This is a genomic window from Kitasatospora sp. NE20-6 (genome assembly GCF_045862635.1).
Genome location: NZ_BPRL01000068.1, coordinates 13,207 through 40,143 on the forward strand (window position 1 = coordinate 13,207; position 26,937 = coordinate 40,143).

At 74.4% G+C, this 26,937-nt stretch carries 29 protein-coding genes; 8 read left to right on the top strand and 21 right to left on the bottom strand.

Annotation, left to right across the window (positions count from 1 at the left end):
* Nucleotides 1-185: 185 nt before the first annotated feature.
* On the top strand, nucleotides 186-1,022 hold the full coding sequence (locus SNE206_RS33390; RefSeq protein WP_407917294.1) for an alpha/beta fold hydrolase: 837 nt from the start codon (nucleotides 186-188) through the stop codon (nucleotides 1,020-1,022).
* Nucleotides 1,023-1,221: 199 nt separating this feature from the next.
* Here SNE206_RS33390 and SNE206_RS33395 read toward each other — a convergent pair whose 3' ends face one another.
* Complete coding sequence (locus SNE206_RS33395) at nucleotides 1,222-2,022, bottom strand: SDR family NAD(P)-dependent oxidoreductase (RefSeq protein ID WP_407917295.1); 801 nt, start codon at nucleotides 2,020-2,022, stop codon at nucleotides 1,222-1,224.
* A 551-nt stretch (nucleotides 2,023-2,573) separates the two neighbouring features.
* Entirely contained in the window at nucleotides 2,574-3,188 is a 615-nt protein-coding gene (locus SNE206_RS33400) for a TetR/AcrR family transcriptional regulator (RefSeq protein WP_407917296.1), read from the bottom strand.
* Nucleotides 3,189-3,691: 503 nt separating this feature from the next.
* Here SNE206_RS33400 and SNE206_RS33405 point away from each other — a divergent pair.
* Together SNE206_RS33405 and SNE206_RS33410 are read left to right on the top strand one after the other, a co-directional pair.
* Complete coding sequence (locus tag SNE206_RS33405; RefSeq protein ID WP_407917297.1) at nucleotides 3,692-4,081, top strand: ATP-binding protein; 390 nt, start codon at nucleotides 3,692-3,694, stop codon at nucleotides 4,079-4,081.
* 24 nt (nucleotides 4,082-4,105) lie between these two features.
* Nucleotides 4,106-4,447, top strand: a complete 342-nt coding sequence (locus tag SNE206_RS33410; protein ID WP_407917298.1) for an STAS domain-containing protein — start codon at nucleotides 4,106-4,108, stop codon at nucleotides 4,445-4,447.
* A gap of 109 nt (nucleotides 4,448-4,556) precedes the next feature.
* Here the strand turns inward: SNE206_RS33410 and SNE206_RS33415 are convergent, their stop codons facing one another.
* Entirely contained in the window at nucleotides 4,557-5,279 is a 723-nt protein-coding gene (locus tag SNE206_RS33415; RefSeq protein WP_407917299.1) for a flavodoxin family protein, read from the bottom strand.
* Between the two features lie 226 nt (nucleotides 5,280-5,505).
* On the opposite strand from SNE206_RS33415, the gene SNE206_RS33420 reads away from it, so the two are divergent.
* Nucleotides 5,506-5,994, top strand: coding sequence for a glutathione peroxidase (locus SNE206_RS33420; RefSeq protein WP_407917300.1), 489 nt, complete (start codon nucleotides 5,506-5,508; stop codon nucleotides 5,992-5,994).
* Nucleotides 5,995-6,066: 72 nt separating this feature from the next.
* On the opposite strand, the gene SNE206_RS33425 is transcribed toward SNE206_RS33420, so the two are convergent.
* The 15 genes from SNE206_RS33425 to SNE206_RS33495 form a co-directional block, all read right to left on the bottom strand.
* The gene (locus tag SNE206_RS33425) at nucleotides 6,067-6,795 is read right to left on the bottom strand and encodes a hypothetical protein (RefSeq protein ID WP_407917301.1); all 729 of its coding nucleotides are present in this window, start codon (nucleotides 6,793-6,795) and stop codon (nucleotides 6,067-6,069) included.
* Between the two features lie 25 nt (nucleotides 6,796-6,820).
* The gene (locus SNE206_RS33430) at nucleotides 6,821-7,426 is read right to left on the bottom strand and encodes a hypothetical protein (RefSeq protein ID WP_407917302.1); all 606 of its coding nucleotides are present in this window, start codon (nucleotides 7,424-7,426) and stop codon (nucleotides 6,821-6,823) included.
* 21 nt (nucleotides 7,427-7,447) lie between these two features.
* The gene (locus SNE206_RS33435; protein WP_407917303.1) at nucleotides 7,448-7,960 is read right to left on the bottom strand and encodes a hypothetical protein; all 513 of its coding nucleotides are present in this window, start codon (nucleotides 7,958-7,960) and stop codon (nucleotides 7,448-7,450) included.
* Nucleotides 7,957-8,451: a hypothetical protein gene (locus SNE206_RS33440; protein WP_407917304.1), complete on the bottom strand. Its 495-nt coding sequence runs from the start codon at nucleotides 8,449-8,451 to the stop codon at nucleotides 7,957-7,959. The genes SNE206_RS33435 and SNE206_RS33440 overlap by 4 nt, the downstream gene beginning before the upstream one ends.
* Nucleotides 8,448-9,608, bottom strand: coding sequence for an MCE family protein (locus SNE206_RS33445; RefSeq protein ID WP_407917305.1), 1,161 nt, complete (start codon nucleotides 9,606-9,608; stop codon nucleotides 8,448-8,450). Before SNE206_RS33445 ends, SNE206_RS33440 begins: the two co-directional genes overlap by 4 nt.
* Nucleotides 9,608-10,828 carry an MCE family protein gene (locus SNE206_RS33450; RefSeq protein ID WP_407917306.1) on the bottom strand — a complete coding sequence of 407 codons (1,221 nt, stop codon included), beginning with the start codon at nucleotides 10,826-10,828 and terminating at the stop codon, nucleotides 9,608-9,610. Before SNE206_RS33450 ends, SNE206_RS33445 begins: the two co-directional genes overlap by 1 nt.
* The gene (locus SNE206_RS33455) at nucleotides 10,825-11,856 is read right to left on the bottom strand and encodes an MCE family protein (RefSeq protein ID WP_407917307.1); all 1,032 of its coding nucleotides are present in this window, start codon (nucleotides 11,854-11,856) and stop codon (nucleotides 10,825-10,827) included. Before SNE206_RS33455 ends, SNE206_RS33450 begins: the two co-directional genes overlap by 4 nt.
* The gene (locus SNE206_RS33460; RefSeq protein ID WP_407917308.1) at nucleotides 11,853-12,959 is read right to left on the bottom strand and encodes an MCE family protein; all 1,107 of its coding nucleotides are present in this window, start codon (nucleotides 12,957-12,959) and stop codon (nucleotides 11,853-11,855) included. The genes SNE206_RS33455 and SNE206_RS33460 overlap by 4 nt, the downstream gene beginning before the upstream one ends.
* Nucleotides 12,956-13,987, bottom strand: a complete 1,032-nt coding sequence (locus tag SNE206_RS33465; protein ID WP_407917309.1) for an MCE family protein — start codon at nucleotides 13,985-13,987, stop codon at nucleotides 12,956-12,958. Before SNE206_RS33465 ends, SNE206_RS33460 begins: the two co-directional genes overlap by 4 nt.
* Complete coding sequence (locus SNE206_RS33470) at nucleotides 13,984-15,261, bottom strand: MCE family protein (protein WP_407917310.1); 1,278 nt, start codon at nucleotides 15,259-15,261, stop codon at nucleotides 13,984-13,986. Before SNE206_RS33470 ends, SNE206_RS33465 begins: the two co-directional genes overlap by 4 nt.
* Nucleotides 15,258-16,100 (bottom strand): MlaE family ABC transporter permease, encoded by an 843-nt coding sequence (locus SNE206_RS33475; protein ID WP_407917344.1) that lies wholly within the window; start codon nucleotides 16,098-16,100, stop codon nucleotides 15,258-15,260. Before SNE206_RS33475 ends, SNE206_RS33470 begins: the two co-directional genes overlap by 4 nt.
* Before the next feature lie 54 nt (nucleotides 16,101-16,154).
* Nucleotides 16,155-16,928: an MlaE family ABC transporter permease gene (locus SNE206_RS33480; RefSeq protein WP_407917311.1), complete on the bottom strand. Its 774-nt coding sequence runs from the start codon at nucleotides 16,926-16,928 to the stop codon at nucleotides 16,155-16,157.
* Entirely contained in the window at nucleotides 16,925-17,845 is a 921-nt protein-coding gene (locus SNE206_RS33485; protein ID WP_407917312.1) for an ABC transporter ATP-binding protein, read from the bottom strand. The genes SNE206_RS33480 and SNE206_RS33485 overlap by 4 nt, the downstream gene beginning before the upstream one ends.
* A gap of 32 nt (nucleotides 17,846-17,877) precedes the next feature.
* A complete protein-coding gene (locus SNE206_RS33490; protein WP_407917313.1) occupies nucleotides 17,878-19,614 on the bottom strand; it encodes a DUF6801 domain-containing protein in 1,737 nt (578 codons plus the stop codon).
* Nucleotides 19,615-20,059: 445 nt separating this feature from the next.
* On the bottom strand, nucleotides 20,060-20,689 hold the full coding sequence (locus SNE206_RS33495) for a hypothetical protein (RefSeq protein WP_407917314.1): 630 nt from the start codon (nucleotides 20,687-20,689) through the stop codon (nucleotides 20,060-20,062).
* 501 nt (nucleotides 20,690-21,190) lie between these two features.
* On the opposite strand from SNE206_RS33495, the gene SNE206_RS33500 reads away from it, so the two are divergent.
* The gene (locus SNE206_RS33500) at nucleotides 21,191-22,510 is read left to right on the top strand and encodes a helix-turn-helix domain-containing protein (RefSeq protein WP_407917315.1); all 1,320 of its coding nucleotides are present in this window, start codon (nucleotides 21,191-21,193) and stop codon (nucleotides 22,508-22,510) included.
* Between the two features lie 170 nt (nucleotides 22,511-22,680).
* Nucleotides 22,681-23,754: an NAD(P)H-dependent flavin oxidoreductase gene (locus SNE206_RS33505; RefSeq protein WP_407917316.1), complete on the top strand. Its 1,074-nt coding sequence runs from the start codon at nucleotides 22,681-22,683 to the stop codon at nucleotides 23,752-23,754.
* A 109-nt stretch (nucleotides 23,755-23,863) separates the two neighbouring features.
* Here SNE206_RS33505 and SNE206_RS33510 read toward each other — a convergent pair whose 3' ends face one another.
* The gene (locus tag SNE206_RS33510; RefSeq protein WP_407917317.1) at nucleotides 23,864-24,094 is read right to left on the bottom strand and encodes a hypothetical protein; all 231 of its coding nucleotides are present in this window, start codon (nucleotides 24,092-24,094) and stop codon (nucleotides 23,864-23,866) included.
* 154 nt (nucleotides 24,095-24,248) lie between these two features.
* On the opposite strand from SNE206_RS33510, the gene SNE206_RS33515 reads away from it, so the two are divergent.
* Together SNE206_RS33515 and SNE206_RS33520 are read left to right on the top strand one after the other, a co-directional pair.
* Nucleotides 24,249-24,818 carry a hypothetical protein gene (locus SNE206_RS33515; protein ID WP_407917318.1) on the top strand — a complete coding sequence of 190 codons (570 nt, stop codon included), beginning with the start codon at nucleotides 24,249-24,251 and terminating at the stop codon, nucleotides 24,816-24,818.
* A gap of 66 nt (nucleotides 24,819-24,884) precedes the next feature.
* Complete coding sequence (locus SNE206_RS33520; RefSeq protein WP_407917319.1) at nucleotides 24,885-25,253, top strand: YkvA family protein; 369 nt, start codon at nucleotides 24,885-24,887, stop codon at nucleotides 25,251-25,253.
* Between the two features lie 52 nt (nucleotides 25,254-25,305).
* Here SNE206_RS33520 and SNE206_RS33525 read toward each other — a convergent pair whose 3' ends face one another.
* Both SNE206_RS33525 and SNE206_RS33530 read right to left on the bottom strand, forming a co-directional pair.
* Nucleotides 25,306-25,833, bottom strand: a complete 528-nt coding sequence (locus SNE206_RS33525) for a GNAT family N-acetyltransferase (RefSeq protein ID WP_407917320.1) — start codon at nucleotides 25,831-25,833, stop codon at nucleotides 25,306-25,308.
* Nucleotides 25,834-26,003: 170 nt separating this feature from the next.
* Nucleotides 26,004-26,897, bottom strand: coding sequence for a Gfo/Idh/MocA family protein (locus SNE206_RS33530; protein ID WP_407917321.1), 894 nt, complete (start codon nucleotides 26,895-26,897; stop codon nucleotides 26,004-26,006).
* Nucleotides 26,898-26,937 lie beyond the last annotated feature (40 nt).

Sequence of the window (26,937 nt, forward strand, 5' to 3'; positions counted from 1 at the left end):
CGCCGGCCGTCGTCGAGCCCCCGAGGCGGCGGCCGTTCCCCGGCCGCCGCCTCGGGACCACCGGACGACCTGCGGCGGCCACGCTGTGCCCCGCAGCCGGTCGGCCACCGCATCACCCACCCCGACCGCCCAACCGCCCAACCGCCCGGCACGGTCCGGGATCCGTCCACCGAAGGAACGCACCCATGCCGTACATCACGGTCGGCCGCCAGAACTCCGCCGACATCGACCTGTACTACGAGGACCACGGCGCCGGTAGGCCCGTCGTGCTGATCCACGGCTACCCGCTCAGCGGCCGCTCCTGGGAGAAGCAGGCCGCGGCGCTGCTGGAGGCCGGCCACCGCGTCATCACCTACGACCGCCGGGGCATCGGCCGCTCGTCCCAGCCCACCACCGGCTACGACTACGACACCTTCGCCGCCGACCTGCACACGGTCCTGGAGACGCTGGAACTGGACGACGCGGTGCTGGTCGGCTTCTCCATGGGCACCGGCGAGGTCGCCCGCTACGTGGGCACCTACGGCACCGCCCGCCTCGCCCGGGTGGCCTTCCTCGCCTCGCTGGAGCCCTGGCTCCTGCTGACCGAGGAGAACCCCGGCGGCGCGGCACCCGCCGAGTTCTTCCGGAGTGTCTCGCAGGCGGCGGCCGCCGACCGGTACGCCTACTACACCTCGTTCTTCCGGGACTTCTACAACCTGGACGACCACCTCGGAACCCGGATCAGCGAGGAGGCCCTGCGCGCCAGTTGGGACACCGCCGCGAGCGGCGGCGCGCACGCGGCCGCCGCCGCACCGCTGACCTGGCCGACCGACTTCCGCGCCGACATCGCGAAGATCGACGTGCCGGCCCTCATCCTGCACGGCACAGCCGACCGCATCCTGCCCGTCGAAGCCACCGCCCGGCCGTTCCACAGGGCTCTGCCCGCCGCCACCTACGTCGAGGTCGAGGGCGGCCCGCACGGTCTTCTGTGGACGCACGCCGAGGAGGTCAACCAGGCCCTGCTGGCCTTCCTCGCCACCTGAGCGGGCCACTTGGGTGAGCCGCCGGAGCAGGGCCTCCGGCTCGACGGTCGTCCGGGCCGGCTGCACCGCGTGGACGGTGACGAAGCCCGGTTCGGCCGCGGGCGGCGGACAGGATTCCGTGTCGTCGGCGAAGACGCACTCCCCGGCCGGCAGGTCGAACAGGTCGAGCAGGGGTCCAGGTGGAAGGACGATGCCCGGTTCAGAAGGCGGAGCGGATGAGCCCGCCGTCCACCCGGATCGTTGCTCCACTGATGTACTGGGCGTAGGTGCTGCACAGGTACGCCACCGCGGCCGCGATCTCGTCGGGCTCACCGAACCGTCCCTGGTCGTTGGGGATGAGGGCCTCGACCGCGTTCGGCCGGATCTCCTCCCAGGTCCGGCCCCAGCCGCGGGCGGGCCCGATCTGCGTGACGAGTTCCTTCGTGGCTTCGACGAGGATCGCGCCGGGCGACACGACGTTCGACGTGACGCCCGTGCCCTTGAGGTCGCGGGCCAGCGACACCGCGAGGTTGTGGCGGGCCGCCAGGGTGGCGTTGTACTGGGGGTGGGTGTTCATCGGCTGGGAGGCCAGGCCGCCGCCGATGGTGACGACCCGGCCCCACCCGCGTTCGCGCATCGCGGGAACCAGGTGCTGGATCATCCGCACCCCCGAGACGACGTTGACGTTGTAGGTGTCGTTCCACTCCGCCGGTGTCGCCTCCGCCCACGACACGTGACGGTAGAAGCCGGCGTTGTTCACGAGGATGTCCACAGGGCCGTCCGCAGTCGCCGCCCTGGCGACATCGGCGGCGCCCTCGTCGGTGGCCAGGTCGCCGAGCGCGGTGTCGGCCGTTCCGCCGGCCTCACGGATCGATGCCGCGACCGCTTCCACCCGGTCCTTGTCGCGCCCGTGGATCACCACAGCCGCCCCCTCCGCTGCCAGCAGCCTGGCAGTGGCCTCGCCGAGGCCGGCGCTCGAACCGGTGACCAACGCCCGCTTGCGGAGGAGATCGAGGTTCATCTGATGCTTCCCTTCCACGACCGGCCCCGCACCCTGGTGATCCGGTGGAACGGCCGCTGCACCACCAAGTCTACACCTGTATACATGGATGCCTCCGGCCTGGCCGGGACTGCTCGAACCGGTCGACGGTGCACTGCCCCGCGTCCGCCGGCACCCGGCGGCAGTCGTCCCTGTCGACACCGACCGGCTGCGGCACGTACGCGGGGACGGCCCTGGCGGGTTCGCGGGCGCCCTTGCAGACGAGACGGTCCGGGCCTGCTCACCCGCGATGCCCGACTTCACCGAGGCCGGCTCACCGCCCTGCCCGGTCACCACGGGCATCGCCTTCCCGGCGTCTCCGTGGCCGACCTCCTTGAGGGGGAGAGGCTGCCGCCCCGGCATCCCGCAGCCCGCTCCGCAGCCCGGGGACACCCGCCGGCGACCCTCCTGAGTCCTGAGTGCACATGCTGATGCGGGCCCCGACGAACCGGTCGGCGACCGGGGCCGAGCGGCGGGAGCCCCCCGAACCCGGCAGACGACCCGGACCGGACGGACCACGGCGTCGCGTCCGGCTACCCCGCAGCAGCGCCGGAGCCCGGAGCGGGCCGGGAAACGGCTTCCTCGGTGATGGGCTCCAGCATGGCCGCCAGGAGTTCCGCGAGCCGGTCGTTGTCGACCCCCGCCAGCGCCCGGGTACCGACGACGGAACGCAACAGCCAGGTCCCAGCCGTGAGGGCGAGCCCGAGCTGGGCACGGAGCTCCGCCTCGGAGCCGCCGATCAGCCCCGCAAGGCGAGCACCCACGTGGGCCTCGATACCCTGCCGGACGATGTCCGCCGCTTCGGGGTCGGACGCGGACCGCAGTGCGAGGAGGAACGGGTCGAGGCGTTCGGTGCCGTGCGCCGTGTTCTCGGCAAGTGCCTGCGCCATGGTGCGCGTCAGGCCGTGGCGTTCGGTCCCGACAACGGTCGGCGGCCCGAAGGACCGGTCCACCGCTTCGGCGAACAGGCCCTGCTTGGAACCGAAGTAGCGGTTGATCATCATCGCCGACACGCCCGCCCGCTCGGCGATCTGCCGAACACCGGCCCCGGCGTACCCGTTCTCGGTGAACTCCACGACGGCGGCGGCGAGAATCGCTTCACGCGTCACTGCGGCATCGCGCCGACGAGCTGGTTGTGCGGCACTCATGAGACCGAGCATACGGTCCGGCACCCACGGCCGTGGACGAGCGTCCGGCAGCGGCGCGGAACCCGGAGCCGAAGGCACCCGCGCCTTCTGCGAGAAACGCCCCGCGCACTGGACCGTCCGAGCCCCCGGCCGGGGGCGGGCCGGGCCGGGACCGGGCGACAGCACGGCACAGCCCCGAGGGGGCAGAGCGAGCTCCGGTGCGCTGCCGCCCCCGGAGAGTGCCGCGAACGGGACCGGGCCGCGCAGTTGGGTGCGGAACGCGGCAGAGCGCAGGGATGACATCGGGTAGCGAGCCGAGCCGGTCCGGCGGGCCGGGAGAGGAATACGGGCCGGGAACGGGGTGCGGGCCTGACGGGGCCGTGCCCGGTGCGGGCGGTCCCCTGACGTCACTCGTTCGAATGATGGGCGGGGTGCCGTTCGGAGAATCTTCGTACACCGCCCGTAGGCTCGCCGGGGTTGTCGACGACGTACGGGTGACCGGGAGTCAAGTGGAGCCGCAGCAGGTGGAGTTGCCGTCCGAGGTGGCGAGCGTGGATGTCGCCGAGGCGTGGTCCGGGCAGGTCGGCGAGGCGTGCGGGCTCGGCGAGGACGGCCGGTACCGGCTCGGGCTGGCCGTCCGGGAGGCCACCGCCAACGCCGTCCTGCACGGCAACCGGCGGGACGGGGCCAAGCGCGTGCGGCTCGGCTGGAAGGTGGAAGGCGGCCGGCTGACCGTCACGGTCGGGGACGAGGGCGAGGGCTTCACCCCGCCACCGCCCCCGCGGACGCCCAACCTCACGCCCTCCGGTCGCGGCCTCGCCCTGATCGGCCATTTCACCGACGGCCACAGCATCGTGCGCCGCGACGACCCGCCAGGCACCGACGTGGTCCTGGTGCTCGACATCACCACGTAGCGAACGCGCAGAAGGCAGGCATCCATGGCCCAGTTCACCACCCGTCAGCAGGACGGCGTCAGCATCGTCGACGTCAAGGGCAAGATCGTCATCGGCGTCGGGGACGTCCAGCTCCGCGAGGCGGTCCGCGACCTGCTGTCCGACGGGACGCGGAAGATCGTCCTCAACCTGGCCGACGTCACCGGCATCGACAGCAGCGGTATCGGCGAGCTGGTCTCCGCCTACACCGCCACCAGCCGTGATGGCGGGCAGCTCAAACTGGCCAACCTGCCCCCCAAGGTCAGGGACATCCTGCACATCACCCAGCTGATCACCGTCTTCGAGGTCTTCGACAACGAGGACGAGGCCGTCGCCAGCTTCCGCTGACCGTCCTGCCGGCGGAGGGCGGGCCGTGGCGGCGCCGCCACGGCCCGCCCTCCGCCGGGGCTCGGCCCGTCAGGGCTCCCGATGGACCTGCAGGGGGTGTGCAAGCCTCTCAGCGGTGTTCGGGGTTCTCGAAGTCGAAGCGGCAGCCGGCGTCCCATTCGGAGCGCTGGTTGCCGTGGGCGGGGATGCCGCCGGCGTCCTTGAGCATCCGGGCCAGGTGGAGGAGGTTCCAGGTCATGAAGGTGGTGTTGCGGTTGGTGAAGTCGTTCTCCGGCCCGCCGGAGCCCTCGTCGAGGTACGACGGCCCGGGACCGGCCGGACCGACCCAGCCCGCGTCCGCCTGCGGCGGGATCACGTACCCCAGGTGCTGCAGGCTGTAGATCACGTTCATCGCGCAGTGCTTCGCGCCGTCCTCGTTGCCCGTGATCAGACAGCCGCCGACCCGGCCGTAGTAGGCGTACTGCCCATCGGAGTTGAGGACGGACGAGCAGGCGTACAGCCGCTCGATCGCCGTCTTCATGACCGAGGAGTTGTCCCCCAGCCAGACCGGGCCGGCGAGGACGAGGATGTCGGCGGCCATCACCTGCGAGTAGAGGACCGGCCACTCGTCGGTCTCCCAGCCGTGCTCCGTCATGTCGGGCCAGACTCCGGTGGCGATGTCGTGGTCGACCGCGCGGACGACGTCGACGGCGACGCCCTGGCGCTCCAGGATGCCCCGGCTGATGTCGATCAGGCCCTGGGTGTGGCTGCGCTCGGGCGAGCGCTTGAGGGTGCAGTTGAGGAAGAGGGCGCGCAGGTCGCCGTAGGAGGCGGCGCCGTCGGGGGTGGTCATGGCGGTCAGCAGAGCACACGGGTGCGGCCGCGGCGAGCATCGTGGGCCGTCCGGGTGGCGGCGGCGGGTCGTCGCCGATGGGGCGTCGGGCGGCGGGTCGTCGGGGCCGGGTCCTGCCAGGTCAGCGGGTCCGGAGGAGGCCACGGGAACAGACCGGGGGCGTTTTCCGTTGTCCGGTGCGGCGCTCCGGCGCCGTGACCCGACGTCCCCCGAAGGGAACCCTCCGTTGAGCCTGTACGACATCCCGCTGCACACCCTCGCGGGCGAGCCCGCCTCGCTCGCCGACCACAAGGGCAAGGCCGTGCTGGTGGTGAACGTCGCCTCGAAGTGCGGCCTGACCCCGCAGTACGCCGGTCTGGAGCGCCTGCAGCAGCAGTACGCGGCTCGCGGCTTCACCGTGGTCGGCTTCCCCTGCAACCAGTTCATGGGCCAGGAGCCCGGCAGTGCCGAGGAGATCCAGACCTTCTGTTCGACCACGTACGGCGTGTCCTTCCCGCTGTTCGAGAAGGTCGACGTGAACGGTGACGACCGTCACCCCGTGTACGCGCAGCTGACCGAGGCGGCGGACGCCGAGGGTGCGGCCGGCGACGTGCAGTGGAACTTCGAGAAGTTCCTGCTGTCGCCCGACGGCACGGTCGTGGGCCGCTTCCGCCCGCGGACGGAGCCGGAGGCCCCCGAGGTGATCGCCGCGATCGAGGCGCAGCTGCCGGCCTGAGCACCGGCTCGCTCGCCGGTCCCCGCCCCGGCCGTCCTCCCCTGCGCGGGAAGACGGCCGGGGCGGTGTGCGTCAGCGGCCGAAGGTGTCGATGCCCTCGATCATCCAGCGGCCGTCGCGGTGCACGGCGTCGACCGCGAACATCGCCGCCGCGTAGGTGGCCCCGGTCCCGGCGCCCTGGGCGGTGCTGGTGTTGCGCTGGTCGGCGAAGACGACGACGCGGGCCCGGTCACCGGTGAGCAGCTCGACACCACTGTCGGTGACGGTGGTGGTGAGGACCAGTTTGCGCGCCGCGGCCTGCGCCCTGACCTCGGCGAGCATCGCGGTGTGCTGTTCGACGGCCTTGCCGGTGAGCAGTTCCCCGGCAGCACGTTCGGTGCGGGCGGGGTCGGCGAAGCTGTACGAGAAGAGTGAGCCGACCGCCTCGGAGACGGCGGCGCGCACCTCCCCCGTGCGGACGGGGTCGGTGAGGGCGTGGTTGCGCGTGGCCGATCCGGCGCCGAGGTCGGCGGTGCGGACGGCGGCCAGCGCGGCGAACGCCCCCAGCAGCAGGGCGGGCAGCAGGAGCGCGGCCCAGAGGCGCAGCCGGAGGCGGGAGCGCCGTCCGGCGGTGGCGGGGCCGTTCTCGTCGCGGACGGTCTCGGGCGGCGTGCGGGAGCCGCGGGCGGGTGTCCGGGGCGCGGCCGACAGGGCGGGCGCCGTGGTCGCGGTCGCGGTGCCGGAGGTCGTGGCGGAGCCGGTGGTGGCGCCGACCGCGGCGAGGCGGCGGTGGCGGTTGATCAGGTGACGGGTGGTCGACACGTCGGCCGTCCTCTCGCTGGTCGGTTCAGTGGCCGGGGGTGGCGGAGGCCGGGGGGCCGGAGGTGGTGGCGGTCGGGGCCGGCGTGTCGGCGGTGGTGCCCATCGGGGCCTGTCCGAGGGCGCTGAGTTTCCAGGTTTCGCCGGTGCGGGTGAGTTCGCCGAGCAGGCGGCTGTCCTTGGTGGAGGCGGCAGGGGTGGCGGCCTGCGGCGTGCGGACGGTGATCCGCACGGCGACCATGACGGTGGCGCGGCCGGCCCGGTCGTCGAGCTCGGTGACGGCGCCGGAGAGGACCTGGGCGCTGGTGACGGTCTTCGCCTGCTGCACCTGGGCGGCGAACGCGGCCCGGCCCTGTACGAGTTGGTCGTGCAGGGTGCCGGTGGTGGAGGACTCCCAGAGGGCGAGACCGCGGTCGAGGTCGGCGGCGTCGAGGGTGTTCATGTTCTGCACGGCTTGTTCCCCTGCGGCGAGCACCTGGTCGCGGGTGCGGGCGAACGCGGCGGAGTCGTCGTGCGCGGCGGCGTACCAGCCGTAGCCGGACCAGGCCGCGAGGACGGCGGCGGCCAGGGCGAGGCAGGCGGCGGCCCGGGTGCGGTGCGCGGCGGTGACGGCGGTCGGGCGTCGTCGCGTCATCTGGTCTCTCCCGTGGTGCGGTTACAGGGCGGTGAGGTCGGTGATCCGCCAGCGGCCGTCGCGCAGACGGGCGGTGACGGTGAGCTGGGCCGCGGTGGTGACGGCTTCGGTGCCCGGGCGGGCGGTCCGCTGGTCGAGGAGGACGAGCAGGTCGGCCCGGTCGGCGGTGAGGCGGTCGACGCCGATGCGGGTGACCGTGGCAATGACGGTGAGGTGCTGGCCGGCGGCCAGGTCGCGGAGCCGGGCGACGAGGGCCGTGTACTGCTGCGCGGCGCCGTCGTCGAGGTCGGCGGGGGTGGCGGCCGGGGTGCTGCCGAGGGTGTCGGTGGAGTACGAGAACGCCCGGGTGAGTGCCTGTCCGATCTCGGCGGTGACCTGCGCGGTGGCAGCCCGGTCGGTGAGCGGGCGGGCCGCCGCGGTGCGGCTGTCGACGTGTCGGGCGGCGGCGAGCAGTCCGGCGCCGGTGAGCAGCAGGGCCGCGACCAGGGCGGCGGTGGCGGCCGTGGCGCGGCGGCCCGCCGGGGCTGCGGTCACCGGCCGCCCTCCCCGACGGGGACGGCCGTCAGGCCGGTGACCTTCCAGCCCGCGCCGGTGCGCAGCATGGTGGCTTCGACGCGGCGCCGTTCGGTACCGCCGGGGTTCTGCTCGGGCCGGGTCGGGTCGACGCTGAGCACGGCGATGAGGCGGGCGGTGCCGGCGTGCGCGTCGAGGTCGGTGACGGCGGCGGCGGTGACGGTGGCGGCGGCCGCGGGCTGGCCCTGGAGCGGGGGCAGGCGGGTGAGGCGGGTGTGGAGCTCGCCGGTGGTGGCGTCGAGCCAGGCCGCCGGGACGGCGGAGCCGGTGCCCGGGTCGAGGGAGCCGAGGCGGGCGACGGCACGGCTGCCGTCGGCGAGGGCCTGGTCCCGGGCGGTGGCCTCCTGGCGGACGGGGTCGGAGAGCGCCTGGGCGTACTGCTGCGCTCCGAGGGCGCAGCAGAGGGCCGCGGCGGTCAGGGCGGCGGCCCGGACGCGGCGGGCGCGGGTCACCGTCCGCCGTCCGGGCGCGGGGTGGCGGGGGTGACGGGGGTGGGCACGCCGCCGGTGGGGGCGTTGGCGGAGCCGCGGACGCCGGTGCCGGAGCCGGCGGGGGCCGTGCAGCGGGCGCCGGTGTTGAAGGCGGGTGCGGGGCCGGTGTCGAGGCCGTTGCGGCGCCGGGTGTCCTGGTAGCCGCTGGTGCAGGGCAGGGGGGAGAAGAAGGTGACGGCCATGCCGAGGTGGGCGCCGCGGTCGTCAACGGCGGTGGAGCCTGCGGCGGCCACCGCCGGGAGCCGGACGAGGAGTTCCTCGATGCCGTGCTGCCGGGTGACGCCGAGTTCGGAGGTGGTGAGGAGGTTGGCGAGGACGACGCTGAGGCCGGGGTCGATGTCGTGGACGAGTGCGGTGACCTGGAGGGCGGTCTGCGGGGCGGCGGCGATGACCTGGCGCAGGTCGGAGTCGGACTCGGCGAGCCGGCGGGCGAGTTGGGACGCCCCGGTGGCGAACGTGCGGATGGCGTCGGCCTCCTGGGCCTGGGTGGTGAGGACGGTCCGGCCGTCCACGACGAGGCGGGTGGTGGCGGGCAGGTCGGCGTCGGCGGCCTCGACGAACCGGCCGCTGCTGTCGAGCAGCACCTGCAGGTTGTCGCCCTGTCCGCCGAAGGCGTCGCCGAGTTCGTCGACGACGGTGCGCAGCGACTGCAGGGGTACGGAGGAGACGAGGCCGTCGACCTTGCCGAGCATGTCGGTGACGGGGGCGGGGGTGGTGGTGTCGGCGAGGGCGATCTGCGAGCCGTCGGTGAGGTAGGGCCCGGTGTCGGCGGTCGGGCGGAGGTCGATGTACTGCTCGCCGACGGCGGACAGGTTGGCGACGACGGCCTGCAGCCGGTCGGGGATGCGGGGGGCGGAACCGCGGATGTCGAGTTCGGCGTCGACGCCGTCGGCGGTGAGGCGCAGGGCGCCGACGCGGCCGACGGAGACGCCGCGGTAGGTGACGTCGGCGTGCTCGAACAGTCCGCCGGTCCGGTCGAGGCGGACGTGGACGGTGTAGTGGTCGCGGAGTCCGATGTGGCGGCCGAGGTCGGCCTGGTGGACGGCGATCCAGCCGAGGACGAGGACGGAGAGCAGGAGGAAGGCGATGTTCTTGAGCCGGACGGCGGGGGTGAGCATCACCGGCTCCTCGTGGTCGTGGCGGTCGTGGTGGTGGGCAGCGGCAGGGGCAGGGGGGCGGGGCTCCGGCCGGCGGGTTCCGTGCCCGGGTCGGTGCTCGGGTCGGTGCTCGGGTCGGTGCCCTGGCCGGGCTCGGATCCGGGTTCCGGCTCGGGTTCCGGTGCCGGCTCGTCCGGGGGCGGGTCGGGCGGGAAGGAGCTGTCGGCGGAGGTGAGTTCGGGGATGATCCGGGTGCCGGGGGTGGCGGTGAGGCTGAGGTAGACGTTGAGGTAGTCGCCCTTGACGCCGTTGAGCACCTCGTCGGTGAAGGGGTAGGTGAGCAGCACCTGCAGGGAGTCGGGCAGGGCCTGGCCGGCGTCGGCGAGCCGTTGCAGGGTGGGGGCGATGGCGCGCAGGTCGGCGACCATGTCGTCCTTGCTGCGGTGGACGGTGTCGGTGGCGACGGTCGACAGTGCGTCGAGGGAGCGCAGCATGGTGACGAGGGAGTCCCGCTGGTCGGAGAGGACGTGCAGGCCCGGCGCGAGGTCGGTGAGCACGGTGCCGATCTGCCGGTCGCGGGTGGCGAGGGTGGCGGAGAGCCGGTCGACGGCATCGAGGGCGGCGGTGATGTCCTGCCGGTGGGCGTCGAGTTCGCCGACGAGGGTGTCGAGCCGGGTGAGGACGGAGCGCACCTCGGTCTCGTTGCCGGTGAGGGCGCGGTCGAGTTCGGTGGTGATGGTGCGGAGCTGGTCGATGCCGCCGCCGTTGAGCAGCATCGAGAGGGCGCCGAAGACCTCCTCGACCTCGACGTTGCGGTCGGTGTGCTCGACGGGGATGACCGCTCCCCCGGCGAGGGTGCCGGTGGCGGCCCCTCCGGCGGGCGGGGGCGACAGCTGCACGTACTTCTCGCCGAGCAGGCCGGCCTGTTCGAGGTGGGCGTAGCTGTTGCCGGGCAGTTCGACGTCGCCGTTGACCTGCATGGTGACGACGGCCGACCAGTCGTCCTCGGCGAGGGTGATGCGGGTGACGCGTCCGACGGCGACGTCGTTGACCTTGACGGAGGCCTGCGGGACGAGGCTGAGGACGTCCTGGAAGCGTGCGGTGATCTCGTACGGGTGGCTGCCGAGGTCGGCGCCGCCGGGCAGGGGGACGTCCTGGAGGCTGTGGACGCCGGCCGTGCAGCCGGAGGCGAGGAGGACGCCGAGGAGGGTGGCGGCGGCGGTGGCGGTGCGGCGGTTCATCGGCCGGTCCCCTTCCCGGTGGCGCTGCCGGTGGCGGGCAGGGGCAGCGGGAGGGCCTGCGCCGCGGCGGCGTCGGTGAGTTCGGTGAGGTTGGCGCGGCCGTCGAGGGTGCCGTGGGCGGGGTCGTAGGCGCTCAGGATGTTGCCGGCGGCCAGCGGTGCGGTGTCGAGGAGTTCGGCGAGGGAGGCGCGCTGGTCCACCAGGGTCCGGGTGAGCGGGGCGAGTTGGTCGACGGCGTTCTTGAGGCGGCCCCGGTTGTCCTCGATGAAGGTCTTCACCTGCTGCAGGGCGGTGGCGAGTTGGGCGAGGGCCTCGCCGAGGGCGTCCTTGTCCTGGGCGAGGAAGTCGGTGACGGTGGCGAGTTTGCCGGTGGCGTCGCGCACCTTCGTGTCGTTGTCCTTCAGCATGGTGGTGAAGCTCTGCAACTGGTCGAGGGTGGCGAACAGGTCGCCGCTGTGGCTGTCGAGGGTGCCGGCGGCCTCGCCGAGACGGCGGATGCTGTCGCCGATGGCGCGGCCGTTGCCGTCGAGGTTGCGGGCGCCGGTGTCGAGGAGGGCGGACAGCGCGCCGTCGGTGTTGGCGCCGTCGGGGCCGAGGGCCGCCCCGAGGTCGCCGAGCGACTGGTAGAGCTGGTCGATCTCGACGGGCACGGCGGTGCGGTCGGCCGGGATGACGGCCCGGTCGGCGAGGCGTTCGCCGCCGCTGTAGGCGGGGGTGAGCTGCACGTAGCGGTCGGCGACGACGCTGGGGGCGACGACCACGGCGGACGCCCCGGCGGGCACGGCGATGCCGGGGTCGAGCCGGAGGGTGACCCGCACCTGCCGCCCCTCGGGGTGCACCTCGCCGACCCGGCCGACCCGCACGCCGAGGATGCGCAGGTCGGAGCCGGGGTGCACGCCGACGGCGCGGTCGAACCAGGCGGTGATCCGCAGGCCGTCGTCGTCGAGGGCGGGGACGGCGACGAGGCCGGCGGCCAGGGCGGCGAGCGCGGCGGAGCCCGCGATCAGGGCACGGGTGGTCCTCTTCATCGCTGGCCGCCTCGGGCTCCGGACGGCATGCAGCCGTCGGTGGGTGTGGTGCCCTCGGGCAGGTACTCCTTCGGCACGACGCCGCACAGGTAGCTGTCGAACCAGCGGCCGTTGCCGAGGGTGTTGCCCATCAGCCGGTAGTAGGGGCCGAGCAGGGCGAGGGTGCGGTCGAGGCCGTCCTGGTTGGCGCGCAGCACGGTGGTGACGCGGTCGAGGGCGTCGAGGGTGGGGGCGAGCTGCCGCTGGTTGTCGGCGACGAGGCCGCTGAGCTGGGTGGAGAGGTCGCGGGTGCCGGTGAGGAGGCGGTGGACGGCGTCGCGGCGGCGTTCGATCTCGCCGAGCAGCAGGTCGCCGTCGTCGACGAGGGTCTGGATGCGGCCGTTCTGGTCGCTGAGGGTGCGGGTCAGTCTGCGGCTGCCCTCCAGGAGGCGGGCGAGTTCGGCGTCGCGGCTCGCGATGGTGCGGGAGAGGGCGGAGAGGCCTTCGGCGGCGCCGCGGACGGAGCCGGGGGTGTCGGCGAAGGTCTCGGAGACGGTGCGGAAGCTCTCCGCCAGCTTCTCCGTGTCGATGGCGCCGACGGTCTTCCCGAGCCCGTCGAGGGCCTGGGTGACGTCGTACGGGGAGGTGGTGCGGGCGGTCGGGATGGTGCGGGAGGGGTCCTGGCGGGCGGCGCCGAGCGGGACGAGCGCGAGGTACTTCTCGCCGAGGAAGGTGCGGATGCCGATGGAGACGGTGCTGGCGTCGCCGACCCACGTGTCGTGGACGCGGAAGCCGACCCGGACGCGGTCGCCGTCGAGGGCGACGGAGGTGACCTTGCCGACCTTGGCCCCGGCGACCCGCACCTCGTCGCCGGTCCGCAGCCCGGCCGCCTCGGTGAAGTGCGCGCTGTAGCCGGTGGATCCGCCGGTGAGGGGCAGGTCGTCGGACCGGTACGCGACGACGACCAGGAGGAGGAGCAGCACGAGCCCGACGGCGCCGACGACGACGGGGTTGCGGTCGCGTACGGGCCGCAGCAGCGGGCCGCGGTCGGCGCCGGGGGCGGCCGGGGGGCGGGGGCGGCGGAGCGGGATGCGGAGGCGGAGCGGGATGCGGGGGCGGCTCATGCGCGGCACCTCGCTTCGGTGACGGGGATGCCGGTGGGGGCGGGGCTGCCGTCGGTGGTGGTGACGCCGGTGACGGTGGCCTGGCAGAGGTAGAGGTTGAACCAGGAGCCGTACGAGGCGAGCCGGCCGAGGGTGGCGAGCTTCTCCGGGCTGCGCTGCAGGAACTCCTCCAGCGGGCCGCTGTTGTCGGCGAGGCCGGCGGAGAGGCGGCCGAGCTGGCCGATGGAGTCCTTGAGGGGGGCGCGGCCGTCCTCCAGGAGTCCGGCGGTGCTGGTGGTGAGGTCGGCGAGGGAGTCGACGGCCTGGCCGATCGGGCGGCGGTCCTGCGCGAAGCCGGAGACGAGCTCCTGGAGGGTGGCGACGAGCTCGGTGAAGCCCTCCTCGTGGCTGTTGACGGTGGCGGTGACGGTGGTGAGGTTGGTGACGATCCGTCCGATCACCTCGTCCTTGCCCGCCAGGGTGGTGGTGAGGGAGGCGATGCTGCGCATGAGGCTGTCGACGGTGCCGCCCTCTCCCTGGAGCACGTGGACGATCTCCTCGGCGAGCCGGTTGACCTCCTCCGGCGCGAGGCCCTGGAAGAGCGGCTGGAAGCCGTTGAAGAGCCGGGTGAGGTCGAGGGCGGGGGCGGTGCGCTCCAGCGGGATCGTGCCGCCGGGCGGGAGCTGTTCGCCGACCCGGCCGGGGCCCTGCTGCAGGTCGAGGTAGCGGCGGCCGACCAGGTCGACGTACTTGACGGTGGCGGTCACCGAGCCGGGCAGCTGCCGGTCGCGGCGGACGGAGAACCGCACCCGGGCGACCCGCCGGTCGACGACCTGGACCTCGTCGACCCGGCCGACGCGGACGCCGGCGATGCGGACGCTGTCGCCCGGGGCGAGGCCGGTGACGTCCGTGAAGCGGGCCTGGTAGCCGGTGGTGTCGCCGACGCCGGTGTCGGCGATGCCCAGGGCGAGGGCCCCGGTGGCGAGGGTGGTGGCGAGCACGAACACCAGGGACTTGGTGAGCGGTGCGGCGAGCGAGCGGCGCCTCATTTCAGGGTCACCTCCGCCCCGCGGAGGACGGGTCCGGCGAGCAGGGAGCTCCACTCCGGCAGGGTGGTCGCGGTGCCCCGGCCGGCGGCCAGGAGTTCGTTGACAAGCGCGTTCTCCTGGGGGGAGTTGGGCAGGCCGAGGCCCGGGTCGGCGGGCATCGGGAAGCCGTCGCCGGGACGGGAGGCGGCAGGGACGGCACCCTGGCCGGTGTAGGGCACGGTGTAGCAGCGGGGGCCGCCGCCGGCCCGGTAGACGGGGGTGTCGCGGCCGGGCAGGTAGCGGCCCTTGGACGGCACGGTGGTGACGTCGACGCGCAGGCCCGGCCGGTCGGTGCCCTTGCCGAGGGCCTTGTCCATCACGGGCACGAAGTCGGCCAGGGTGCGCAGCGTGCACGGGAAGGAGGGCGCGTACTCGGCGAGGAGTTCGAGGGTGCCGCGGCTGTCGGCGGAGAGCCGGATGAGGGTCGACTCGTTGCGGCGCAGGAAGTCGGTGAGCCGGTCGGCGGCGGAGGTGGAGGTCGCGTACAGGGTGCTGAGGCTCTGCCGCCGGTCGGCGAGGGTGGCGCTGGTGGTGGTGAGGTCCGTGAGGGCCTGGAGGATGTCGGGTGCGGCGTCGCGGTAGGTGTCGCCGACGACGGCGAGTTTGCGGATGTCGTCGGTGAGGGCCGGGAGTTGCGGGTTGAACTCGCCGAGGTACGCGTCGAGGCGGGTGAGGGTGGAGCCGAGCTGGTCGCCGCGGCCGCGCAGGGCGGTGGCGACGGCGTCGAGCGTGGTGGCGAGTTTCTCCGGCTGGACGGCGGTGAGCAGCGGCAGCAGGTGGTCGAGGACCTCCTGCAGCTCGATGGCGTCGGCGGAGCGGTCCTGCGGGATGACGGTGCCGGCGCGGAGCGTGGCACCGCCCTGCCGGTCGGCGGCGGGCACGGCGGCGGGCACGAGGGCGACGAAGCGTTCGCCGAAGAGCGTGGTGGGCAGCAGCTGGGCGGAGACGCCGGCCGGGATGCGGGGCAGCTGCCCGGGGTCGAGGGCGAGGGTGAGGCGTGCGCCCCGGCCGTCCGCGGCGATCGACCGGACCCGGCCGACGACGACGCCCCGCAGCTTGACGTCCGCGTTGACGTGCATCTCGTGGCCGGCGCTGCCGGTCTCCACGACGACGTCCGCGGAGTCGGTGAACGCCTTGTCGTACACGGCCACCGACAGGCCGGCGAGCATCGCGGGCACCAGGAGGAAGACGACGCCCGCGGTGCGGCGCCGGGCGGTGCGGGGGCTGGCGTTCATCCGGCCACCCGCACCGTCGTGGTGGTGCCCCAGATGGCGAGGGAGAGGAAGAAGTCGGTGACGCTGATGATGACGATGGCGTTGCGGACGGACCGGCCGACCGCGATCCCGACCCCTGCCGGGCCGCCCTTGGCGTGGTAGCCGTAGTAGCAGTGCGAGAGGATCACGATGACGCTGAAGACGAGCACCTTGAACCCGGAGAGCAGCACGTCCGCGGGCGAGAGGAAGAGGTTGAAGTAGTGGTCGTACGTGCCCGGCGCCTGCCCGTTCACGAAGACGGTGACGGCCCGTGAGGCGGCGTACGAGCTGAGCAGCCCGACCCCGTAGAGCGGCACGATGGCGGCGACGCCGGCGATGATGCGGGTCGTGACGAGGTAGGGCAGGCTGCGGATGCCCATGCCTTCGAGGGCGTCGACCTCCTCGTTGATGCGCATCGCGCCGAGCTGCGCGGTGAAGCCCGCCCCGACGGTGGCGGAGAGGGCGAGGCCGGCGACGAGGGGCGCGATCTCCCGGGTGTTGAAGTACGCGGAGACGAAGCCGGTGAACGCGGCGGCGCCGAGCTGGTTCATCGCGGCGTAGCCCTGCAGGCCGACGACGGTGCCGGTGGCGACCGTCATGCCGACCATGACGCCCACGGTGCCGCCGATGATGCCGAGGCCGCCGCTGCCGAAGACCACCTCGGCGAGCAGGCGTTGCACCTCGCGGAGGTAGCGGCGCAGGGCGCGCGGCACCCAGAGCACGGCGGCGACGTGGAAGAGCAGGTGGTCGCCGGCCCCGTCGAGCCAGGCGAAGGCACGGCTCGGCCGGGCGGCCCGCCGTCCCGCGGACGGGTCGGACAGGTCGGACGGCGGTACGGGCTGCGGGGCGGGCGGTTCGTCGAGCAGGGACACGGCTCAGGCTCCCTTCTGCGGGACGATCCGCAGGTACACCGCGGTGAGGACGACGTTGACGGCGAAGAGCAGCAGGAACGTGACGACGACGGACTGGTTGACCGCGTCGCCCACGCCCTTCGGTCCGCCGCGCGGGTTCAGGCCGCGGTGGGCGGCGACCACACCGGCGATGAACCCGAAGACCAGCGCCTTCAACTCGCTGATGTAGAGGTCGGGGAGCTGCGCCAGCGCCGAGAAGCTCGACAGGTAGGCGCCCGGGGTGCCGTGCTGCAGGATGACGTTGAAGAAGTAGCCGCCGAGCGTGCCGACCACCGAGACGAGGCCGTTGAGCAGGACGGCGACCAGCATGGTGGCGAGCACCCGCGGCACGACGAGCCGCTGGACCGGCGAGACGCCCATGACCTCCAGCGCGTCGAGCTCCTCGCGGATCTTGCGCGAGCCGAGGTCGGCGCAGATCGCCGAGCCGGCGGCGCCGGCGATGAGCAGTGCCACGATCAGCGGGCTGGCCTGCTGGATGACGGCCAGCACGCTGGCCCCGCCGGTGAACGACTGGGCGCCCAACTGCTGGGCCAGCGAGCCGACCTGGAGCGCGATGACGGCCCCGAACGGGATCGACACGAGGGCGGCGGGCAGGATCGTGATACTGGCGATGAACCAGAACTGCTCGATCAGCTCGCGCGTCTGGAACGGTCGGCGGAACGTGTCGCGGACGGTGGTCGCGGCGAGGGCGAAGAGGTCACCGGTCGCGGCCAGTGCGGCAACGGCGGGATTCCTCATACCGGTTCTCCCTGGACGCGTCCCAGCAGGCGGGCCCGGCGGCGCTCGGCCGCGCTGCGGGCGGGCAGCCCCGGCGAGGGCTGGAGCTGGGCGGGCAGCGGGCCGGGGGGCCGGGCCGGGATCAGCCCGGCCTCCAGGGCGAGCGTGGCCTCGTCCTTCTCCTCCGCCATGCCGATCGGCCCGGCGCGGTCGCCGCTGAGGAACTGCCGCACCACCGGCTCGTCGCTGCTCAGCAGTGCCTCCCGCGGCCCGAACGCGACGAGCCTGCGGCGGAACAGCATGCCGATGTTGTCGGGCACGGTCGCGGCGATGTCGAGGTTGTGGGTGACGATGAGCATGGTGGCGTCGATCTGCGCGTTGAGATCGATGAGCAGCTGCGAGAGGTAGGAGGTGCGCACCGGGTCGAGGCCGGAGTCCGGTTCGTCGCACAGCACGATCTGCGGGTCGAGCACGAGCGCCCGGGCGAGGCCCGCACGTTTGCGCATGCCGCCGGAGATCTCGCCGGGCAGTTTGGCCTCGGAGCCGACGAGCCCGACCATGTCCATCCGCTCCATGACGATGCGGCGGATCTCGGACTCCTTCTTCCGCGTGTGCTCGCGCAGCGGGAAGGCGATGTTGTCGTAGAGGTCGAGGGAGCCGAAGAGGGCGCCGTCCTGGAACATCAGGCCGAACAGCCGGCGGGCCCGGTAGATGTCCCGCTCACGGCCGTTGACCATGTCGACGCCGTCCACCATCACCCGGCCCCGCTCGGGCTTCAGCAGGCCGATGACCGACTTCAGGAAGACCGTCTTGCCGGTGCCGGACGGGCCGAGCATCACGGTCACCTCGCCGGGCGGCAGGGTGAGGGTGACGTCCTGCCAGACGTTCTGGCCGTCGAAGGATTTGGTCAGACCTTCGACGGTGACTTCGATTCCCATGACACCTCCCTGGGTGGTGTGGTGGACGGAGCTCAGCGGTGGGGCAGTTCGGGCAGGGCGATCTCCGGCTCGCAGCCGTTCGGCTGCTCGCTGGTGGGGGTGCAGATCGGGCCCTGCACGAGGTTGAGCGAGTTGCCGGTGCCGGAGACGGCGGCCGTGAACAGCGGGCTGAGGTCCTCGCCGCCGGTGCCGCATCCGGTGAACGGCGGTACGGTCAGGCCGTCCTGGGAGAGAGGGCCGCCGGTCTGCAGGCTGTAGTCGGGGCGGCCGTCGCCGCGGTCGCCGAGGTGGCTGTCCTGGGTGCCGCGGAGCTTCAGGTCGACCGGGCGCACCGTGCGGCAGTTCGGGCCGACGTCCAGCGGGGTGCCGTTGACCCTGACGTCGTAGAGCCGCAGCGACTGGTAGCCGCCGATGGTGAACTCGATGGGCTGGTCCCAGTCGGAGTTGCCCGTGGCCACGATGGTGAGCAGCCCCTGCGGCACGAGCTGCATCTTCGCCGTGGTCGGGATGAAGCCGTACGTGAGGAACGTCGTGTCGGAGGGCGGGAGCCGGAGGTACCCGAGCGAGTCGGCCTCCAGGTACGGCTGCTGGCCGGGCTCCGGATCCCACAGGGTGACGAACCGCCGGGTCATGTTGATGGCCGCGAGGGCGGGCGTACCGTGCGGGTCGTTGACGGCGGCGGCCTGGCCGAGCTTGTGCACGTTGGCGAGACCGACGGCGAACGCGCAGGCGGGCACGTCCGGGAAGGGATCCATGTCGGGGAACGGGATCACCATCGCACCGGCGGGTACGGCCGGCAGCCGGGCCGGGTCGAGATCCCCGGTGGGCGCCGGCGGGCAGGTGTTCACCCCGGACGGGACGGTGGCCAGCGTGCGGATCGTCCCGGCCGGTCCCTGACCCGTCGTCAGTTTGCGCAGGACGGCGGGGGGTAGGGCCGCGAGCGCACTCGCCGCCGGTCCGCCTCCGGCGACCGGCGCCTGCGGGGCGCCCGGGGCCGGGGAGGCGGGAGCGGCGGGAGCGGGAGCGGGAACGTCAACGCTGCCGAGCCGGGTGGGCGCGCCGGCGTCGGGGGTGCACCGTACGGTGGCACGCTTCGCGGCGGTCCCGCCGGAAGCGGAGACGGCGCCCGGGACGGACACGGCGGCGGAGGCGGCGGCAGCGACGGCGCCCGGGGTGTCGGGGTCCGCCGCGCCCGCGGCCGGGGCGGCGGCGGAGGGTGTCGCGGACGGCTGTGCCGGTGAGGGCCCGGCCGCTCCGGCGGGGGCGGGGTGGAGGCCCAGCTCCAGGACGCCCGCGTCGAACCGCACCGCTCCGGGCGCCGTCACCGTCACGGCGGTGGCGGGGCCGCGCGCGGTGAGTTCGGCACCGCCGTCGGCCGCCAAGGGCACCGTCCCGACCGTCACGGGCCAGACCACGTCGTCGGCCGAACTCCCCTGGGAGATCCGGACACCGAGCCCGACCGTACCGGTGACGGCGGTCGACCCGGCGGGCAGCAGCGCGGCGGCCGCGGCCGGGGGGAGCGTGAGGGTGACGGCGATCTCGCCGGGCCTGATCGGCGCTCCCACCGCGGCGGCCTGCGGGTACCGCTGCCGGACGACCGCCTGCACGGCGAAGCTCCCGGCGCCGGTGCCGCAGGTGTACGGGATCGGCGCCGGCGCCGCGGGCTCCTCGGCCCGGGAGTCACCGCCCGGCACCAGCCCGGCCAGCAGGACGGCCGACCCGGCGGCGGCGATCCGGGCCGAGCGGCGGCGGCGCGCGGCAGCGCTCATGGCGGAACTCCTCGGATGGCTGGAAAGGAACGGATCAGGGGTGTCCGGGGCGATGGAATGCGCTCGAACCGCTCGGGACGCAGGACACTACGGGCGGGTAACAAGGCCGACAAGTGATCGCACGGCGGAATTCACCACGCCGCCACCCGGGCTCTTTTTCTTGTCACCGGACGACAAGAAACGCCCGGCGCCTTGTCACCGGCCGAGCGCCCCGGCGGTCGGCGCACCCCGGGCGTTGTCATCCGGCGAGGGTTCCGGCCGCGCACCGCACCACCGCGCCGGGCCGGCACGCGACACCGGTGCACGACACCGGCACGCGACACCGGCGCGGGCACGACGGCCGCTGCGCAACGGCGTGCGGTCCGCCGCGGGGGCACGGACCGCACGGTCGCGGACGGGTGTCGGCCCGGCCCGGGGGTTCGCCCCGGGCCGGGCCGACGGTGGGTCACGGCGAGGTGATCGCCTGCGGCGAGGCGAGCACGTACGCCGCGTTGTAGGTGGCGGCGTCGCCGTTGTTGAGCAGGCCGAGGCAGCTGCCCGACACGTTGTAGGCGTGCAGGTCGCCACCGCTGAGGGTGAGGGTGTTGGTGGCGTTGGAGTAGGTGCCGGTGAGGGTGGCGGCGGTGGTGCTGGTGGGGCCGGCGAAGTCGGCGGTGCAGCCGGCCCCGCTGATGTGCGCCTTGACGCCGGTGAGGGTGCCGGTGGTGACGCCGGCCGCGTAGGTGGAGCCGTTGATCGACCACGGCAGGTTCTGCGCGGTCACGGAGAAGGTGATGCCGAGCGGGCCGGAGCAGCTCGTCCAGCCGACCGAGGTGATGGTGGAGAGCGGGTTGCTGAGCCCGGAGCCGCTCTTCAGCACGCCGGCGGCGCTGGAGGAGGAGCAGGTGAGCTTCGTCCCGGTCTTCGTGTCGGTCAGCTTGGGCGAGGTGGCCTTGGCCGTCCACGCGCCGCCGGGGCTGACGGTCCAGGTGGCGAGCGTGGAGCTGGTGCCTGCGGTGGCGGGGGCGGCGATCGCGCCGGTGGCCGCGGTGAGCACGGCGGCGGCGAAGAGAGCGCCCTTGGCGAGGGTACGCATGGCTGGTCCTTCCGTGGGGGTGGGTGGCGCCCAGGCGTGCCGGAGTACCCTTCGGGGAGGGGTTTTCGACAGGTCCGGGGCTGTGGTGCGGCTACCGTCCGGAGCGGGCCGCCCTCACTGCGGTGGGACGTTACGCACCGGTAATCAGGCGGCGCAACAGCATGGCGGCACCGAGCCGGTAATTCCCTACTCGCGAGTAGATTCTTGTTCCCCGAGCACGAGAATGCGCCGCCGTGTTGTCGCCGGATGAGTACGGGCCCGAAAAAGCGGAGAGCGGTTGCCGTAAACCCCGCCCCGGTTACCCGCGGTACTGCGCAACACACCACGCGTGGTCTATCTTTCAACCCACCACCAGAGTTGTCCGCACGCGTCCGGCCCCCTCCCACCGACCGGGCCCGGACGATCAGCAGCGAGTCGCCGCGCCCCGCCCCGGCAGACCGCCCCGAGCCGCACCGGGGCGCGGCCGACGCGCGGGCCGGCCGACCGTGAGGGGGAACCCGCATGACCTCACCCCGGCGGGCACCATCCGCCTTCGCCGCACGGTCGGGCGAGTTACCCCGCGAGCTCGCCACCGTCATGCGGCCGGAACTCCCCAGCCTGCTCAAGGAGATGGCCGGCGAGATCGTGGCCGCCATCCCCGAGTACCGCGAGCTGCTGGAAGGCCCGATGGCCCGGGTCATCCGGGTCGGGATCGAACAGAACATCGCCACCTTCGTCGACCACGTCGCCGCCCCGACCGCCACGACCGCCCTGCGCGACGAGATGTGCCGCCGCTTCGGCCGCTTCGAGGCCTACGAGGGCCGCAGCCTGGACATGCTCCAGGACGCGTACCGGATCGGCTGTCAGGTCGCGCTGCGCAGGGCCCGCGCCGTCGGGCGCCGCTACAACCTGTCGGCCACCGTGCTGATGGCCTTCGCCGACGCGCTCTTCGCCTACATGGGCGAGCTCGCCGAACTCTCCCGCGAGGGCTACCTCCAGGCGATGGCCGAACTCGGCGAGGAGCCCGACAACCGGCGCCGCCGACTGCTCCGCCGCATCCTCACCGGCACCTCGGCCGCCAACGGCACCCTCACCGAGCTCGCCGAACACGCCTCCTGGCCGCTGCCGCGCGAGGTCACCCTCGTCGCGCTGCGCCCGGGCGACCGGCCGCGGCGCACCGCGCTGGAGCGGGACGTCCTGGTCGACCTCGCGGCGCCCGAGCCCCATCTCCTGGTGCCGGGACGCCTCGACGACGACCGCCGTGCCGCGCTGCACGACGCCCTGGAGGGCTGCCGGGCCGCGATCGGGCTGACCACCCCGCTCGCCGAGGCCGCCCACTCGCTGCGGTGGGCGCGCCACCTGCTCGCCCTCGCCGAGTCCGGCGTGGTGCCCGACCGTCCGGTGGCGTCCTGCGACGAACACCTCGTGCAGCTCTGGCTGCTGGGCGACCTCACGCTCGTCCGGCAGATGGCGGGACGGTACCTCGGTCCGCTCGCCGGCATGACGCCCGCCCAGCAGCACCGGCTGATCGACACCCTGCGGATCTGGCTCACCACCCGCGGCACGGCCGCCGAGGTGGCTGCCCAACTCGGCGTGCACCCGCAGACGGTGCGCTACCGCATGCGGCTGCTCGACCGGGCGTTCGGCGACCAGCTGGCCGACCCCGAGCAGCGGTTCGCCACCGAGGTCGCGCTGCGCGCCCTGCACCTGACCACGGGCGGCACCGGCATCCCCACGGACGGCGCGGAGCACCGGCCCTCCCCCACGCGGGGTTCCGCGGCCGCGCGCACCGGGCGGCGGGCCGCACGGCCGGCCGGCCCGAAGGACGCGCCGGGGCCCTGACGGGGGACGACACCTGCGCGGCCGGGCCGGTTCCCGTCCGCACACGCCGCTCCGGGAGGCCGACTCGGTCCTGCCCGGCCCGGGCGCGGAGAGTCCGTATGGTTGACCGGTCGTACGGAGTGGCCTCACGGTCGACGGACGGACGGCCGACGGACAGAGGGAGCACAGTCATGGGCGTGGACACCGCAGGACGGCTCGGCGGGCTGCTGGGCCTGGAACATCCGGTGGTCCAGGGACCGTTCGGCGGCGGCATGTCGTCGGTCGCGCTGGCCGCGGCGGTCTCCGAGGCGGGCGGGCTGGGGTCGTTCGGCGCGCACCATCTGCAGCCCGACGCGATCACGTCCCTGGTGAAGGAGCTCCGCGCGGCCACCGGGCGCCCCTTCGCGGTCAACCTCTGGGTGCCGCAGCCCGGCGAGGAGGAGGCCGTCGCCACCGCCGCCGACATCGCCCGGGTGCACCCGTACTACGCCGAACTCGGCCTGCCCGACCCCGCCACCGGGCGCCGCACACCGGACTTCGCCGCGCAGCTCGACGCCCTGATCGCCGCCGGACCGCCCGTGATCAGCCTGGTCATGGGCGTGCCGCCGCGCCACGCGGTCGACGAGGCCCGGCGGCGCGGCATCGTGCTGATCGGCACCGCCACGACCGTCGCCGAGGCCGTGGCGCTGGAGGAGGCGGGCGTGGACGCCGTGGTCGCCTCCGGCAGCGACGCCGGCGGGCACCGGGGCGCGTTCCTCGCACCCGTCCGGGAGTCGCTGGTCGGCACCTTCGCGCTGGTGCCGCAGGTCGCGGACGCCGTGGCGGTACCCGTGATCGCGGCGGGCGGCATCACCGACGGCCGCGGCCTGGCCGCGGCGCTCGTCCTCGGCGCCGACGCGGTGCAGATCGGCACCGGCTTCCTGGCCTGCGCGGAGTCCGCCGCGAGCGAGGTGCACCGCCGGGCGCTGCACTCCCCCGAGGCCGCGACGACGGTGCTGACCAGGCTGTTCTCGGGGCGTACCGCGCGCGGCATCGCCAACCGCTTCGTCCGGGAGCTCGCGGCGCACGAGGACGCGGTGCCGCCGTACCCGGCGCAGAACGCGCTGATGCTGCCGCTGCGCGCCGAGGCGGCCGCCCGCGGCCGGTCGGATCTGGTGAACCTCTGGGCGGGGCAGGCGGCCGCGCTCGCGGCCGGCGGGCCCGCCGCCGACTACCTGGCGGCGGTGCTCGCCGACGCGGAACGGCTGCTGGGGCGCCCGCTCTGAGACCGCCCGCCCGGGCGGACGGCCGGGGCGGACGGCCCCGCTCCGGACGGCGGGTCAGGCCCGGCCGGTGCCCCGGACCAGGTCCGACGGGCCGGGGCCGGCCGGTGCGTCAGGCTTCGCCGGGATGCCAGGAGGGCCACTCCCAGGGGCGGTCCGCCCAGTGCACCACGGTGGGGTCGTGCGGGTCGACGCCGGGGAACGCGTGCGCGACCTCCGGCTCGAACTCCTCGGGGGCGAGCGGCTTCCACCCGGTCCCCTTGAAATGCACCAGGCGGTAGCGGCTGTCGGTGCGGAACTCCGCAACCTCGATCATGGGTTCGGCTGTGCTGTTGCTGTTCATGCCCACAGCATCGTCCGGGCCGCGGGGGCGCGCACCCGGGCCGCACCACGGTGTCCGCCGACCGGCGCCGTTCCGCCCGGGCCGTCCGGATCGTTGTGCACGGCGGCCGCCGCGAGGTGCGTGCGGCCCCTCGTGACGGACCGGGAGGCCGGGCATGGACGGGCAGTGGAAGCCGCCGTGGACCTACGGATGGGAGAGCGCCGAACCGGTGCCGCCGCCCGCACCTCCCCCACCGCAGGTCCGGCGCCTCCCCGCGGCGGTGGTCACCGCGGCGGTCGTCGGCGGTGTGGTGCTGCTCGGCGGGCTGCTCGCCACCTGCGGCGGTCCCGGCAGCGGCGAGCTCACCGGCGTCCTGGCGACCGCGGCACCCTCCTCCCCCGCGGCCCCGCAGCCGACCGCGTCACGCCGGCCCCCGGAGCCGGCGGCCGCGGCCCCCGCCCCGGACACCACGGCGGGCACGGACGCCTCTCAGGATCCGGGTGCCCCGCCGGATCCGGCCGGCACGGCGGACACCGACGGACGGGCCGGTGCCGGACCGGCGCGCACCCCGCGGCCGGCCCCCGCACGCACCACCCGCCGACCGGGGCACGGCACCCGGCCGCCCGCCCCGGCCGGGGCGGCGAAGGTCCCGGCGATCAAGGTGTGCGCGGAGGCCGAGAAGCAGGGCCAGTGGCCGCCCGGTTCCGAACAGGCACGGATCTGCCGCAGCCTCTACGGCGGGTGACCCCGGTCGCGTACCGTAGCTGCAGGCCGGTGCCGCAGGTGCCCGGCCGGGCGCGAGGAGGATGCCGTGGCGAAGCCCGTCCCGAAGCGGTTGCGGGGGATCGACCAGGCGGCGGTGACACGGTCGGCATGGAGTCTGTACCGGGAGGCCACCCGGCCCGGCGCGCCCGGGATCGGTGCGCGGCTCGTCGCGATGCCGCGGCTCGCGGTGGACGTGCTGCGCGGCCGCTACCCGGGCGTGGGGCCCGGCAAGCTGGCCGCGCTCGCCGCCCTGACCGCCCTGTACCTGCTGAGCCCGGTGGACCTCCTGCCGGACTTCATCCCGATCCTCGGCTGGACGGACGACACCGCCGTGGTGGTGTGGTTCCTCACCGGGCTGACCCGCGAGTCGGGCCGTTACCTGGAGTGGTCGCAGCAGCGGACGGAGACCGGCTGACCGCCGCCGCCCCGGCCGACCCGCGGCCCGACCCGGTCTGCCCCGGCCCGGCCTACAGCGCCTTGACCAGCCGCTCGAAGCGCAGGTCGGGGCGGAGCGGCACGCCGAAACGCTCGTCGCCGTACGGGAACGGCTCGAACTCGCCGCTGCGCCGGTAGCCGCGGCGCTCGTACCAGGCGATCAGGTCGGCGCGCTGCTCGATGACGGTCATCTCCATGGCCGTGAGGCCCCACTGCTCGCGGGCGTGGGTCTCGGCGCGGGTGAGCAGGGTGCGGCCGAGGCCGGCGCCCTGCAGGCCGGGCCGCACCGAGAACATGCCGAAGTACCCGGCCCCGGGGCGGCGCTCCACGTGGCAGCAGCCGAGCAGCACGCCGTCGGCCTCGGCCAGCAGCACGACCGAGTCCGGGCGGGCGACGACCTCCGCGACGGCGGCCTCGTCGGTCCGCCGCCCGGCGAGCAGGTCGGCCTCGGTGGTCCAGCCGGCCCGGCTGGCGTCCCCGCGGTAGGCCGACTCGACCAGGGCGACGACGGCGGGCACGTCGGCCGGTCCGGCGGTGCGGAAGACGGGTTCGGTCTGCACGGGTGACCCTCCGGGATCATGAACGGGCTCGGGCTGCCATGGTGCCACGCGCGGGATCGGCAGCGGCGTGCCCGGGTGGCTCCCGGGGCAGCCCCGACGGCGCTCGCGGCCGGTCCCGCGAACGGCGGCCGACCGTCGGCGGTCGGCCGTCGACGGGAAGCCCGGGCGGCTCAGAGCCGGACGGTCCGGCCGTCCGTGAGGGCCTGCTCGGCGGCGGCGAGGATCTCCACCACGCGCAGGCCGAAGGCGGTGTCGCACGGGTGGGGGGCGTCGCCGCCCGCACCCGCGAGCAGGGCGTCCACCGCGCGGGCGAAGGCCTCGGTGGCGGGCTCGCCGCGCTCCGGCAGCCGCTGGACGCCGGACTCGCCGCGCAGCTCCAGCTCGACGCCGCCCGCGGCGGGCGGCGCCGTCAGGCTGAGCGTGAGGGTGCTGGAGGCCCCGTCCGCGTGGCCGACGACGAGGTGCACGGTGTCGGCCGGTCCCGCGGCGGCGGTCACCGCGACGGCGTCGCCGAGGACGGGGAGGAGCAGCGACAGGGCGTGCGGGCCGACGTCCCACAGGGCGCCCTTCTCGCGCCGCCAGGGCGAGGCCGCGTACGGGCTGTCGGTGGTGAACACCGAGCCCAGCCACGTGCAGCGGGCGGTGAACCAGCCGGCCCGGGCGGCCTGCTCGGCCACCCAGGCCGCCGGCTCGCGGCTGAAGCGGGTGGTGAAGAAGACCACCGAGGCGACCTTGTGCGCCGCCACCGCGTCGGCCACCCGGCGGGCGTCGGGCACGGTCAGGGCGACCGGCTTGTCGAGCAGCAGGTGGCGGCCGGCCTCGGCGGCGCGGACCGCCACCTCGGCCTGGGCCTGCGGGGCGAGCGCCACGGCGACGGCGTCCACGTCGGCCAGCAGGGCGTCGAGGTCGGCGTACGCGCGCACGCCGTGGTCGGCGGCGACCTCGGCGGCGGCCTCCGGGCGGCGCCCCCAGACACCGGCGAACTCGACGCCGGGGTGTCCGGCCAGGGCGGGTGCGTGCACCGTGCGGGCCCAGGGGCCGGTGCCGAGCAGACCGATTCTCATGACGGGTGGTACCTCGTGCTCAGGACGGGGACGCGGATCG

Coding starts and splice junctions, on each gene's coding strand:
- SNE206_RS33390 (WP_407917294.1), top strand. CDS start 186: ATGCCGTACATCACGGTCGGCCGCCAGAACTCCGCCGACATCGACCTG.
- SNE206_RS33395 (WP_407917295.1), bottom strand. CDS start 2,022: ATGAACCTCGATCTCCTCCGCAAGCGGGCGTTGGTCACCGGTTCGAGC.
- SNE206_RS33400 (WP_407917296.1), bottom strand. CDS start 3,188: ATGAGTGCCGCACAACCAGCTCGTCGGCGCGATGCCGCAGTGACGCGT.
- SNE206_RS33410 (WP_407917298.1), top strand. CDS start 4,106: ATGGCCCAGTTCACCACCCGTCAGCAGGACGGCGTCAGCATCGTCGAC.
- SNE206_RS33415 (WP_407917299.1), bottom strand. CDS start 5,279: ATGACCACCCCCGACGGCGCCGCCTCCTACGGCGACCTGCGCGCCCTC.
- SNE206_RS33430 (WP_407917302.1), bottom strand. CDS start 7,426: ATGACGCGACGACGCCCGACCGCCGTCACCGCCGCGCACCGCACCCGG.
- SNE206_RS33445 (WP_407917305.1), bottom strand. CDS start 9,608: ATGCTCACCCCCGCCGTCCGGCTCAAGAACATCGCCTTCCTCCTGCTC.
- SNE206_RS33450 (WP_407917306.1), bottom strand. CDS start 10,828: ATGAACCGCCGCACCGCCACCGCCGCCGCCACCCTCCTCGGCGTCCTC.
- SNE206_RS33455 (WP_407917307.1), bottom strand. CDS start 11,856: ATGAAGAGGACCACCCGTGCCCTGATCGCGGGCTCCGCCGCGCTCGCC.
- SNE206_RS33460 (WP_407917308.1), bottom strand. CDS start 12,959: ATGAGCCGCCCCCGCATCCCGCTCCGCCTCCGCATCCCGCTCCGCCGC.
- SNE206_RS33465 (WP_407917309.1), bottom strand. CDS start 13,987: ATGAGGCGCCGCTCGCTCGCCGCACCGCTCACCAAGTCCCTGGTGTTC.
- SNE206_RS33470 (WP_407917310.1), bottom strand. CDS start 15,261: ATGAACGCCAGCCCCCGCACCGCCCGGCGCCGCACCGCGGGCGTCGTC.
- SNE206_RS33480 (WP_407917311.1), bottom strand. CDS start 16,928: ATGAGGAATCCCGCCGTTGCCGCACTGGCCGCGACCGGTGACCTCTTC.
- SNE206_RS33485 (WP_407917312.1), bottom strand. CDS start 17,845: ATGGGAATCGAAGTCACCGTCGAAGGTCTGACCAAATCCTTCGACGGC.
- SNE206_RS33490 (WP_407917313.1), bottom strand. CDS start 19,614: ATGAGCGCTGCCGCGCGCCGCCGCCGCTCGGCCCGGATCGCCGCCGCC.
- SNE206_RS33495 (WP_407917314.1), bottom strand. CDS start 20,689: ATGCGTACCCTCGCCAAGGGCGCTCTCTTCGCCGCCGCCGTGCTCACC.
- SNE206_RS33500 (WP_407917315.1), top strand. CDS start 21,191: ATGACCTCACCCCGGCGGGCACCATCCGCCTTCGCCGCACGGTCGGGC.
- SNE206_RS33505 (WP_407917316.1), top strand. CDS start 22,681: ATGGGCGTGGACACCGCAGGACGGCTCGGCGGGCTGCTGGGCCTGGAA.
- SNE206_RS33510 (WP_407917317.1), bottom strand. CDS start 24,094: ATGAACAGCAACAGCACAGCCGAACCCATGATCGAGGTTGCGGAGTTC.
- SNE206_RS33515 (WP_407917318.1), top strand. CDS start 24,249: ATGGACGGGCAGTGGAAGCCGCCGTGGACCTACGGATGGGAGAGCGCC.
- SNE206_RS33530 (WP_407917321.1), bottom strand. CDS start 26,897: ATGAGAATCGGTCTGCTCGGCACCGGCCCCTGGGCCCGCACGGTGCAC.